This is a genomic window from Pseudoalteromonas haloplanktis ATCC 14393 (assembly GCF_000238355.1).
Taxonomy (GTDB): domain Bacteria; phylum Pseudomonadota; class Gammaproteobacteria; order Enterobacterales; family Alteromonadaceae; genus Pseudoalteromonas; species Pseudoalteromonas haloplanktis.
This window is the reverse complement of the sequence record NZ_AHCA01000017.1, coordinates 21696-35264: the sequence shown is the minus strand read 5'-3', so window position 1 is coordinate 35264 and position 13569 is coordinate 21696. Positions and strand designations below refer to the sequence as shown.

At 39.2% G+C, this 13569-nt stretch carries 6 protein-coding genes; all 6 read left to right on the top strand.

All coding sequences use genetic code 11. The features are described 5' to 3' along the window. The first annotated feature begins 18 nt into the window (after positions 1-18). The 6 genes from PHAL_RS0120810 (at position 19) to PHAL_RS0120785 (ending at position 13509) form a co-directional block, all read left to right on the top strand. Complete coding sequence (locus PHAL_RS0120810; RefSeq protein ID WP_016710369.1) at positions 19-2850, top strand: alpha-L-rhamnosidase; 2832 nt, start codon at positions 19-21, stop codon at positions 2848-2850. 54 nt (positions 2851-2904) lie between these two features. Then, positions 2905-5382 carry a heparinase II/III family protein gene (locus PHAL_RS0120805; protein ID WP_016710368.1) on the top strand — a complete coding sequence of 826 codons (2478 nt, stop codon included), beginning with the start codon at positions 2905-2907 and terminating at the stop codon, positions 5380-5382. 64 nt (positions 5383-5446) lie between these two features. Further along, the gene (locus PHAL_RS0120800) at positions 5447-6307 is read left to right on the top strand and encodes a hypothetical protein (RefSeq protein ID WP_016710367.1); all 861 of its coding nucleotides are present in this window, start codon (positions 5447-5449) and stop codon (positions 6305-6307) included. 48 nt (positions 6308-6355) lie between these two features. Further along, positions 6356-9271: a family 78 glycoside hydrolase catalytic domain gene (locus PHAL_RS0120795; RefSeq protein ID WP_016710366.1), complete on the top strand. Its 2916-nt coding sequence runs from the start codon at positions 6356-6358 to the stop codon at positions 9269-9271. A 412-nt stretch (positions 9272-9683) separates the two neighbouring features. Further along, positions 9684-10889: a glycoside hydrolase family 88 protein gene (locus PHAL_RS0120790; protein ID WP_016710365.1), complete on the top strand. Its 1206-nt coding sequence runs from the start codon at positions 9684-9686 to the stop codon at positions 10887-10889. A gap of 55 nt (positions 10890-10944) precedes the next feature. Further along, positions 10945-13509 (top strand): heparinase II/III domain-containing protein, encoded by a 2565-nt coding sequence (locus PHAL_RS0120785; protein WP_016710364.1) that lies wholly within the window; start codon positions 10945-10947, stop codon positions 13507-13509. The last annotated feature ends 60 nt before the right edge of the window (positions 13510-13569 follow it).

The window sequence follows — 13569 nt, the reverse complement described above, 5'->3', positions numbered from 1 at the left end:
ATAAATGTGAGAACTATCATGAAAAACGTTATATTTTTATTTTTTTTTATCTTTTTATCTGCTTGTAGTTATAAAAACACGCAAGATAATGTAATTATTCAACCCAATAACTTATTGGTTGAAGGGAATCTAAACCCTCTAAACGTCCATAATCCAAACCCTAAACTTTCTTGGCACTCTAATGTAGAAAGTCAATCTCACTATCAAATTCAAGTTAGCCAGACCCAATCATTTGATCAACCTGATTTATTGCTATGGGATAGTGGTAAGGTCAAAGCAAAACAATCGTTAAATATTGCATATCAAGGCACTGTACTTGAAGCAAATGATACTGCCTTTTGGCGGGTACGCGTTTGGCAATCAGAACAAATGAGTGAGTGGAGTCGTATTAGCTCATGGGAAATGGGATTGTTAACCAAAGATGATTGGCAAGCTAAGTGGCTACAAGTTGAAAAACAAGAGATTACACCTGTTACACCGAGTGTAGAACAGTGGGCGCTCTATGCAACTGGTCTTAACCCTGAAGATTTATCAACTTTAACCAAGGATAAAACTAAAACCCAAGAGCTGGTTATTGAACAAGTTAAAGTACAACCTACAGCCAGTTTATTTCGCCATACTTTTAAAGCTGAAAGTGGTAAAAAAATAGTTAAAGCTAAGCTTCACAGTACTGCCGGTGGGTATTACGAAGTGTATCTTAATGGGCAGAGGGTTTCAGATCGTATTATGGACCCAGGACAAACTGATTTTGATAAGCGTATTCTTTACAACACTGATGAAGTGTCTAATTTTCTTTTACCGGGTGAAAACACTATTGCCGTTCACTTAGGAAGTGGCTGGTATGATGAAAACATTGCATTTAGTCGATGGAAAAATCCTGATGGTTCAGAAGATAAACCATCGAAAACTCTTTCTTATGGCCAACCTAAATTTATTGCTCAATTAGAGTTAGCATTTGATGATGGCTCTACGCAATTAATCACTTCAAATCAACAGTGGCTCAGTCATCCGTCTGCAGTAATAAAAGAAGGCATCTTTTCTGGTGAATTGTTTGATGCTAATAAAATGCTGTCTGATTGGAATCGCAACACGAGTAATCTTGACAACTGGCAGCCTGTAGAAGTACTTAGCCAGTGGCCTACAGAAAAACTAGAGCCACAATTATTACCGCCTATTCGGGCTGTAAAAGAAATGACTGTACAAAAAATATATCAACCTAAACCAGGTGTCTGGGTATTGGATTTTGGACAGAACTTTACTGGTGTACCTACTCTAAATCTTGATAAGTTGAATTTAGAAAAGGGAAGTTCAGTGTATCTTCGTTATGCTGAATGGGCTGATATAGATGGTAACATTAGTCAAAAAACAGGCGGTGGAGCACCACTATTAAAGCAAGTGGATGGTTATATTGCTTCTGGTAATGATGCATCAACGTGGACACCTGAATTTTCTTGGCATGGCTTTCGTTATTTAGAAATAACAGGACTTAAACAAGCACCTGCTATTGATGCCATTAAAGCGCATTTAGTAAGAAGTGATGTTGAAATTGCGGGGACTTTTAAAAGCTCTAATGATTTAATTAACCGCATTCATGATATGGCGTTATGGAGTTATGAAAGTAATTTAATGGCTGTACCAATGGATTGCCCTATCAGAGAGCGTGCGGGCTGGACTGGTGATGCACATGCTGCGCTTATCACTGGTAACTATAATTATAATATGGACAACTTTTGGCAAAAGTATTTAGGTGACTTTAGTACGGCGACATTCCAAGCCCCTGCCGTGGTTCCAGGTAAGCGTACACACGGTGGCAATTTTGATTGGGCCGTTGCTGAGATAATTATTGCTTGGGAACATTATCGTCATCACGGTGACTTACAAGTACTACAGAGACAATTCGATAGTTTACTGGAGTATATGCAGTTAGCCGAAAGTAAATTAGATAATGGCTTATTACGTATAGGCTACGGTGATTGGTGTGATCCCGTTTTAAAACCGGGTATGGGTCGAAAACGCTGTAATCCACAGCACACTTCGCCAACAATTACGAGTTCAGCTTTACTTGCTCATGGCGCCGATCTAATGAGTAAAATAGCTGCTTTACTCAATGAGGCAGATAAATCACAACAATTTAATGACTTATTCCAAGCAATCAGTGCGCAGTTCAACAAAGAGTTTTATAACCCGCAGACCGGACATTATGGTAGTCAAACCGCCGATGCAATGGCACTACGCTTTGGGATTGCGCCAGTTGATTTACGCCAATCAATCGCAACTGCTTTAAATAAAGATGTGGTCGAGACGTGGGGTGGTCATGGCTCTGTAGGTGCACTTGGTCAAACCTATTTATATTTAGCATTAAGCGATTACGGTTATGCGGACACTGCTTTTAATATTTTTACTGCAGATGGTTACCCTGGCTACTCATTTCAATTTGAAAAACTTAACGCGACAACCCTTTGGGAGCGAAAAGGGGTTTTAGACCCAGATCTTGATCCCGAACGTAGAAACGCCCCTGGTCGTTCATTAAACCACCCATTTCACAGTGGTTATGATGGGTGGTTCTATGAAGGGCTTGGTGGGATCCGACCATTAGATGATAATGCTGGCTTTCAGGAGTTTGAACTTCGCCCTGTATTTCCTAAAGACTTAGAATGGGTCGACGTCAGTTACCAAACTGGTTATGGAAAAATTAAAAGTAAATGGACTCAAAAAGACGGTGTCATCAAATGGGATATTGAAATTCCTAGTAATACCAGTGCTTACGTAACAATCCCTAATACGCGTAAAAAACTATACCAAGCTGGTAAGTATTCGTTTGAATTTCAAAGATATATTAAGCCTATTTAATAGAGCACACTTGTGAACAAAATCAGGTGTCTATACTTAGTGCTAGGTTCATTAGTGACTAGCCTTTACAGCACTAAGTTACTTGCTACTGAGCGTCCTTTAATTTGGCTAACAGCCAAAGAAAAGCCCATTGTTTTGAAAAAAATAGAGACTGAACAATGGGCTAAAGAGCGCTTCTTAGCTTTAAAAAAACGGGCTGATGATTTTGTTCCGACAAGTGTTGATGAGCGCGTTGAGAATATAAAAAGGCTGCCATTATCCTGGCAAGAAAAAACTAATAAATTTCCTGCGTTTATCGTGCAAAAAAATGTAGGCAATAACGAACTTCGCAATCCATTACAGTTAAGCCTACAAGCGGCCATTGATTGCGGGGTTATGTATGCTTTAATTGGTGAAGATAAATATGCACACTGCGCAGCAGATATTTTATACACCGTTGTACAAGGGTTAAATAGTACAGAGATTGGTATACAGCCGGTGCATTTAAACAATCGAGGCTGGATCATACCAAAAAACCACCTTCTAGAATCCCGGATCTACGCAGCTCAAATCCCACTTATATATGACTTTGTTTATAATTACCTAAAGAAAGGTGGAAAAGTTTATGATGCACATCAAAACAAGTTTACTGTATTTGATTTCAGTGCAGCACAGCATGTGTTTACCACTTATGCGCAGTTAGCACTTGATTCTGGTCTTATTGATAATAACTGGCCTATTTTGGAGTCATCGAGTTTAGTGCATAACGCGTTAGCAATTGATGATGAGCATCTGCGCCAACACTACCTTGAACATTACCTTACCCTAGATACAGCCCATCAAGACTCTTTAGCAAAAGTAGCAAAAAATTATGTAAAGGCAGGAGATATATGGCCTGAGTCTCTAGGCTATGCGATGCATGTTGGCTATTTTAGCTTATATTTAATGAACTTAATTGACCGGATTGAGCCTTCATTACAGCTTGGAAATAAGTACCCTAATATTTCCAGTGCATTATTAACCTATGAGCAATTACGCTTTCCAAATGGTGATTATCCGGCATTCGGAGATAGTCATCGCAGTCATCAAGATAACTATTTTGAATATGAATTGGCATATAAGTCAGCTGTTTTGAATAACAACAAAGCATTAATCGCTAAGTTTGCTAGCAGGCTAAAGCAGTTAATTAAGACAGGCCAATATGATCGCTCAACACTGTTACCCAGACATACCTCAGCAAAGCCATACTTTGCGCCTTTAGCGCTATTGTGGCCAGAAACTGACTTGGGGGAGCAGAAAATTGACACACCTTTAAATGTATATAACACGGTTCATATTCCATTTGCAGGGCTTTTCATTCAACGAAATTTATCCTCTGACGACCCTGTTAAAAATAGCCTTATGGCAACTATTGGTGGCGGTAGTTATGTGCATGGCCATGCGTCAGGAATTGATATGGAGTTGTATGGGCAAGGGCACGTATTAGGTTTAGAATCTGGAAAAGGCGGTTACCCTACAAATGTTCATCAAAATTATAATCGCTTATTTGCAGGCCATAATACAGTTATTAGTAATGGTGCATCAGCTTCAAAAGGTGGATGGCTACAATTGGCAACAAACCCCGTTGAAAAAGTTGTTATGGAGCCAGAAATTAATGCAAACCCAATTAGCGATAAGTACTCTTTTATAACGACTCGTTTTTATGATGAATATAATTTAGTAAAACCGGCATACCATCAGCGAACTACCGCGGTTATACGGTTAAGTGACCAGCTTGGTTATTACCTCGATATTTTTAGAGCAAGATCAGAGGTTGAAAATCAATATCATGATTATTTATATCGTAACCTTGGCGATTCGCTTGATGTAGCCACTGATGGGCAAACGATTAAGTTTCATTCTGATAAAAATCGTTTTCAACCTTTTGACCCGTCAATGATCGATAAGTGGACGCATGACCGGAATTTTGTTCACCCAGGATGGCATTTCTTAAAAAATGTGAATACCTCTTCGAAAACAGCTAAAACTCTTACTGCAACCTTTACCGCACATAAGTTCCTAAATTCACCCGTTATGATGCAAAGCACTATTGTGGCGGGTTTGGAGCTGGCATTGTCTACAGCGATAGCCCCTAAAATTAAAAGTGAAGACCCACCTTATAATAAGCACGAGATACCAATGATGGTGTTACGTCATGAAGGAGATGCTTGGCTTAACCCGTTTGTATTAACGTTTGAATCGTATCAAGGGGTTGAGCAGCCTGCTATTCAATCTACTTCTCGTCTGATGCATAACGATGTATTTAAGGGAGTCAAAGTAGTCTCTAAAGTGGGCATTTCAAATGTGACTCAATACATTTTGATCCAAGAAAATAGTAGCCAACATTATGAAAATAAAGAACTTGGCATATCATTCATCGGCTCCTTTGGGATTATTACACTCAAAAATAATAAGTTGACCGATCTCTATATTGGTTCAGGTACGCAATTGAGTTTTCGAGACTCGTTACTGAAAGTCGAGAGTACGAGTTCATCAGCATACAAAACGTATTAACTGGTAAAAGCAGGATGCCTAATTGTGGTAGGTCTTGCTTTAAAAATAATAAAGGAAATTAAACATGGTTATCCGTACAGCATTATTATCCTTATCGTTAGTTTGCACACTATCTGCTTGTAGTTCTAAACAAGCTAGTCCTCAAGCTGAGTCGACACTTTATGTTCAAACAGGCACAGATCCTCTGTGGCAAGAAGTAAAAGACAGTGACGCGTTAAGACCACATCACACTAATACTAATAAGGGGTTTAAAGGCTCTAAAATTGATGTAAATAACGCTCTTGTTGAAGTTGGTCCTTATGCGAATAACCCAATCATCCAAGACAATTTAGCGATTCATACTGTTGGCCATGCGTCAATTCGTCGTAATGAGTTCGAACGTTGGACTCGTTGGTACCAAGAAGACGGTAATACACAAGTTTTCCGCTTATTTAAAGATGAAGAAAATCTTCGAAATCAACGTGAAAATGCAGCACGCATAGAAAGCTTTAGCGTGACCGATAAGTGGGCGCCACAAGACGGCGTATGGAGAGAGTGGGAAGGGCGTTTCACTATTATAAAGTCAGCTGGATGTGCACTACCGCACATGTGCTCAATATTTCAAGCTAAAGGAAATAATGTCGACCACTGGTCTGTGATGATCCGCTTAGATGAACACGGAAATATTTGGTATGTACCGCGAAAAGAGCAGCCTGAGATAGGAAATAACAAGTACATAGTAGCTAAAAATATGAATGGTAAAGGCTTTGATGTGCGAGTAAGGGATAACGGTATAGATTACGAAGTTTATATTGATGGCAATAAAGTTGGTAATGGCCAATGGCCACGTACAGAAGAAATAGGCTTCCGCTGGGGGATATATGTTGGTCGTAGCGAAGTAACAGATGACATTATGCTTTTTACTACCGGTGTAACAATGCGATAAGCACTTATAAAGTAATGCTTATATAACGTATCTTAGAGGAATATCACCATGAGTAAATTGATAAGATCATTAAGTAGTTTTGTTAATAGGGCAAATAAAGTTCATGTAAGTCTATTTTCTGTTTTTATATTTTTAGCAGGTTGTGCAGAACACAATCAGCACTCTACTGAATCAGAATCTAGCAAAGTTGTAGCGCAAGTAGCTGCTCCGATACAGTTAAAAGTGGGGGAAGGGTTTGTCAATCCACTTGGTTATTATGAACAACGGCCACGTTTTAGTTGGAAAATCCCCCAGTACGGCAAAGCTCAGTTTCAATCTGCTTATCAAATTCAGGTTGCGACTTCAGCTAAATTTCTTGATACCCAAGTTATTTGGGATAGCGAAAAGGTTGTCTCAGACAATAGCGCTTGGATAAGCTATCAAGGTAAAAAGTTATTGTCTCGTCAAAAGGTTTATTGGCGGGTAAAAATGTGGGATGAAAATGATCAAGCTTCTAAATGGAGTGAGGTTAACCACCTTGAAATAGGTCTATTGAATAATGATGACTGGCAAGCAAAATGGATAGGCCATCCAGATGCTAATGAGTTTGATGAAGATAGTGTGTTTAATCGAACCGTCAAAGGTGGGCGTTTCCCCGCACCTAATAATAAATACTACCGACCACACTACTTACGCAAGGGTTTTAGTTTAGATAAAGACATCTATCAAGCACGGTTATACATCACATCAAAAGGTGTATTTAAACCTTTTATAAATGGTAAAGCCATTAGTAATGATGTGATGACTCCCGGTTGGACTCCTTATCACAAACGTATCGAAACACTCACTTATGATGTGACATCACATTTAAAAATAGGTGAAAATACATTAGCTGCAATTGTTGCTGAAGGTTGGCACAGCGGAAGAATATTCCACCCAACAGAGCAGCAGTATATGTTACCTATGCGCTTATTGGCGCAATTAGAAGTCACATTTACAGATGGCACTCAGCAAATCGTTGCATCAAATAAAGATTGGCAATCGACTGACCAAGGCCCAATTCGCGAAGCGAGTAATTATGATGGGGAAATTTATGATGCTAATTTTGAACTAACTAATTGGCACAGCGCTGACTTTGATAAAAATCAAGATGCAGATAAATGGCAAAAGGTTATTACGGAACCACTTGAACAACATGTGTTATTGAAGCCTAAGCGTCATTCTACGGTTCGTGAAACGTTAACTATTCCAGCAGTAAAGATTGTTAGCCAGAAAAATGGCATAACAATTTTTGATATGGGGCAAAATATGGTGGGAGTGCCAGAAATCAATATTCCTGTCATTAAAAATCAGCAAGTCAAATTACGTTTTGCAGAAGCTATTGATAAAGGTGAGTTTGCCGTAACGAACTTACGTTCTGCAAAAGCTACCGATCTCTATACTCCAAACAAAACGGGGGTGGTCCGTTATCAACCAACCTTTACCTTTCATGGCTATCAATTTGTTGAATTATCTGGTTATGACCAAGCTTCCACACCTACGCTTGATTGGGTGAAAGGGAAAGTATTGCATTCCGATTTTGAGGTTTATGATAATTTCACTAGCACTAACGCTGATCTAAACCAGCTTTCAGATAATGTATCTTGGGGCTTACGCGGAAACTTTTTAGATATTCCAACCGATTGCCCACAGCGGGATGAACGTTTAGGTTGGACTGGTGATGCGCAAGTTTTTGCTCAGACATCAATGTATAAAGCAGACGTTTATGGTTTTTGGGCTGCTTGGCTTGAAAGTGTTCGTGAAGAGCAAAGTATCGATGGCATGGTGCCAAACTTTGTACCTTTTCGTAATTTCTTAACTAGTTTGACAGGTTCTGCATGGGGAGATGCTGCTACTATTGTGCCTTGGGAGCTTTATCAGTTTACTGGCGACAAAACCATTCTTGCAGAAAACTACATCATGATGAAACGTTGGTTGGGTTATCATACATTTAACAGTTATCAGCATATTTCTACCATGAGTAGCCATGGAGACTGGCTACAACCTTTCACCAGTGATGGTAATAATGGTGGCGACACTCACAGAGATTTAATTGCAACGGCTTATTACGCCTATTCAGCAGATATTGTTGCTAAAACGGCTCGCATTCTAGGTTACCACACTGATGCTGATCAATATGAGGTTTTGTTCAATAATATTAAACGCAAGTTTCGAGATTACTTCTTTGATGAAAACTTGTTACTTCGCACCAATATTATCAAACCGCCGATCTACAATAATGGCAGTGAAAGACAAGGCCCAACAAAAAAAATATCACCTAAAACCACACAAACCAGTTATTTGCTGCCCCTCGCTTTTGATCTGTTTGCTGTTGAAGAACAAAATCAAGCGGTTGAACAGTTGGTTACTTTAATTGAAAAAAGCGATCGTCATTTACGCACTGGATTCTTAGGTACGCCACTATTAGCGCCAGTATTACAAAAATTTGGTCATAGCGATCTCATGTACGAGATTTTATTTAAAGAAAGCTATCCATCATGGTTTTATTCGATAAAAAACGGCGCTACTACCACCTGGGAGCGTTGGGATTCTTACTCGCTAGAAACTGGTTTTAATGGTGAGAAAATGAATTCGCTTAATCACTATGCTTACGGCGCTATTGCTAGTTGGTTTTATCGTGGAATGCTAGGTATTGAACAAACTCAGCCTGGCTTTAAACATTTTAAAGTTGAGCCGCAGTTTACTGACAAGCTGTCTACGGTGAATGGTAGCCATCCCACCCCGTATGGCGATATAGCTGTTAGTTGGGCTATCACTGATGGGCAACTCATCATGTCTTTAACCGTCCCTAAGAATACAGAGGCTAGATTAGTTTTACCAAAAATCGAAGACATAGCTGTGATCCGTAATCGCTCAATAGCGGTCTCAGAAAGCGAAGTACTGCTCCCAGGCGAGTATGAAATTCGCGGAACTGTTGCATTTTAAATTAGATTACCGGTCATTTTAATTTAGCTAGCGTGCATAAGTAAGTGGCGCTAACTATGATTGTAAATGACCGATTTATACATTTGGTTAATGCCCTCCCTTTCTATTCTTAGCCTAATAAACACGGTATACCTGCAAGGAAAACATCCTTATTGCATTTTAATTGGTGATTCATCACTTACAATTTGACATTATCGCTCAATATGGGTCAATATCAGTCAAGTTGGTGTGCCCTGTTTATGTAAATTTAACTTGCGATAAAAAGCAGAGCCTTGCAGGCAAACTATTGGGAATAGCGAAGGAAACTTGTTAATTGCTCCTAGGGTGCAATTTTCAGCATGTGACAGGTATAAATATTAAATTCGCTCAAATAAAAATTATTAAAAATTGAACGTGAGTTAAAGGGGGTTCTATGAAAAAAAGTTTAACTAAAAGTGCATTGGCCATATCAATATTATTTGCGCTACCGGCCTGTAATGCACTTGAAGGGAATAAGCAATTACTAGCAGACGATGCGGCTTTTTGTAGTGCAGCACTGGATAAAGCACAACTACAAATGGATGACTTTAGAAAAGCTTATACTAACCCTACAAAAATTCCTACCTCATACAGTGATGGTAAAGTGAACTTCATTAACCCAATGGGATGGACCAGTGGTTTTGTTGCGGGCAGCTTTTGGTATGTTTATGAACATAGTCAGGATAAAAGTTGGCTTGATACTGCGACTGAATGGACGAATGCATTAGAGAATATGCAGTTCAACCGTAAAACGCATGACGTAGGTTTTATTATGAACAATAGCTTTGGTAACGGATTAAGGCTAACGGGCAATCAAAGTTATAGCCCTATTTTGGTTAGTACAGCTAAGACACTAATGGAACGTTATAATCCGGATATAGGCACTACATTCTCATGGAGCTGGGGAACATGGGAATTTCCGGTCATTATCGACAATATGATGAATTTAGAGTTGCTATTTAACGCCTCGATAGCGACTGGCGATAAGAAATATTATGACGCGGCAGTCAGCCATGCGACAGTCACAATGAAGCACCACTTCCGTGACGATTATAGTTCGTATCATTTAGTAAACTATAGCCGCGACACTGGTTTGCCTATATCAAAACAGACATTTCAGGGGCTGACGGATGACTCTTCTTGGTCAAGAGGTCAAGCCTGGGGAGCGTATGGTTATACAATGGTATACCGATATACTAAAGATGAAAAATTCTTAAACCATGCCCGTAATATCGTTAACTACCTACTTACTCATAAAAATATGCCTGAAGATTTAGTGCCGTATTTTGATTACGACGCGCCAGAACATCCTGATGTTATTAACTACCGAGACTCTTCAGCTGCATCATTATTAGCTAGTGGTTTAATTGAATTAGCTAACTATGTTGAAGAAGACGAAGCTGCTCGCTACCGCAAAGCGGCGATGACAATGTTACGCAGTTTAAGTTCGTCAGAATATTTAGCCGCAAAAGGTGAAAATGGACACTTTTTGTTAAAGCAAGCAACGGGCCATTACCCCGCTGGTAAGGAGCTAAATGCGGCATTAAATTATGGCGATTATTACTATTTAGAAGCACTTAATCGCTGTAAAAGTTTATAGGTTTTTCGAATAACCAAGAATAAAACATTCACACACAATAATTTAGGAACTTACGATGTTTGCAATTAACAGCAAAATGAGTTGGAAAATGCCATTACGATCCCTAAGTGATAAGCCTTGCTTAGCTGTAATGTCTGTTATTTTAGTTGTACTGACAACATTTAGAGTGTCAGCTGCTGAGGTTGAGCGCCCGTCAATTTGGGTAACAAATTCAGAGCGCCCAGAGATTTTAAATAAAATAAAAACTGAGCCATGGGCTGAGTCTTTATTTGAAGAGCTTAAACACCGTGTTGAGCCAATCGCTTCACTTAATAAAGAAAAACGCCTAAAACCGCTAGAAGAGTTGCCACTAATTTGGAGTGAAGATAAGTCTCAAGCCCCGACTTTACCTAATTTCTTAGTGAAAGATGGTGGTACTAAAGAGCAGCTAACACGCGTTGTTAAAGCACTTCAAGACGGTGTTGATTGTGGTGTAATGTATTATTTAACTCAGGAAGATAAATACGCCGCCTGTGGTGCTGACATTCTCAATACATATACCAACGCATTAATGCTAATGAAGGTCCATAAAGAAGGCGCTATGAATTCAAGTTGGATGTTCCCTGGTGATCATCTTTACGAAGCGCGCGTAATTGGTGCACAGCTGCCAATTATTTACGACTTTGTTTATCCGTATTTGAAGTCAGGAGGTAAGGTTTACGATCTGCAATCGAATAGCTTAGTCGCGTTTGATTTTGCTCAAGCACAAAGTGTATTTAAAACGTATGTTTGGTTAGCATTAAACAAAGGGTTATTGGACTCAAACTGGCCAGTTCTTGAGTCATCAAGCTTAGTACATAATACGTTGGCTTTAGATAACCCAAAAGAAATTGCGAAAAACCTGCCTTATTACACACATGTGGATACTAAGCATCAAGCCTCTTTGAAAACAGTAGCTAAAAGCTTTGAAAATGAAGGGGATATATGGCCTGAATCTTTTCAGTATTCAAAACATGTTGCAGCGTTTTCGGTGTACTTAATGACTTTACTTGACCGCTATGACCCGACACTAAAATTGGGACAAAAATATACCAATATTCCTGCGGCATTTACATCATATTATGATCTTCAATATCCTAATAATGAATACCCCTATATTGGTGATGGTCACCGTACTTATAAACCAGAGTATTCTGCTTTAGAAATGTCATTGTTGTTAGCAAAATTAAATAACAACGAAAAACAGATAAATGACTTTAGTAATTACCTCGCTTCGAGCATAAATGCTGGCGTATATGATCGTGGGCATCTGCATAAGCGTTCTTATGGCGCGAGTCCGTATTACACGCCATTACAGTTATTATGGTTTACCAAAGAAATACAAAGCAGCCAAGAAGTAGACGTAGCACCACCACGCCCTAGAACTAAGCGTCTAGAATATGCTGGTATGAATATTCAACGTAATATTAGTAAAACTGACCCCGTTAAAAATAGCTTGATGGCATTTGTTGCTGGTGGGTCTTATATTCATGGTCATGCCTCTGGCATGGATATGGAGCTATATGGTCAAGGTCACGTACTTGGTGTCGATGGTGGTAAAGGTACTTACAGGACACCAATTCATGAAAACTATTATAGATTGTTTGCAGCGCATAACTCTGTAATTAGTAATGGCGCATCAGCCTCTAGTGGTGATTGGATCAACTTAGGTATTAACCGTGTGATATCTATTGCTATGGAGCCTGCAGCAGGTGAAGAAGGAGTCTCAGATAAGTACTCATTTAATACTTCTTCTTTCTATGATGAGTTTAATAAAGTATCACCAGCAGACCACCAGCGTACTTTAGCTTTAATTAAGCTCTCTGACACGAAAGGGTACTACCTTGATATTTTTAGAGCTAAAAGCAGTCATCATCAAGAATTTCATGATTATGTATACCACAACATTGGTGATCACGTTTCTATCACCTCACATGCCAAAGAAGTAGATTTACGACCAGATACTGAGAGATATCAAGCTGCGAGTAAAACTCCTTGGGTTAAACATAAAGACTATCAACACCCAGGCTGGCATTACTTTGAAGATGTTAAAACAGCTAAAAAATCTTCACAGCAATATGAGGCAACGTTTACAGCGAGTAAATTAGGGGATAAATCAATTGCGATGCGTGCGTTGATCCCTGCAGGGCTTGATGTAGAACTTACTACTGTAAACGCACCGCAAGCTTATGGCGCGTCTGCACCATATAATAAAAAGCCATTACCAACGTTTGTAATGCGTCATCAAGGTCAAACGTGGAGTAACCCATTTACTGTTGCGTATGAATCTATCACTGAAGGGGAAGACTATGCGGTTAAGTCTGTTGAGCGTATCTTTTCTAATGGTGAATTCAAAGGTGTGAAAGTAAGTGCTCACGTCGATGGCAGGTCTTTAATCCAATACATTGTTCTTCAAGAGAATAATGATGACGTGTATGAAGATGCATCATTAGGGATTCATTTTCAGGGGCAGTTTGCTGTTGTTACTTTAAATGACCAAAGTGAACTTGTTGATATGTATATTGGCAAAGGTAAAAGTTTACGATTCAAAGATCACTCACTTAGCTCGTATTATAAAAACTCGGGTTATCTGAAAATTTAATTTTTAACGCGTGAACTTTGAAAGCGGTGGGGTGTGGTTTTTATTAATTTTAATAGAATC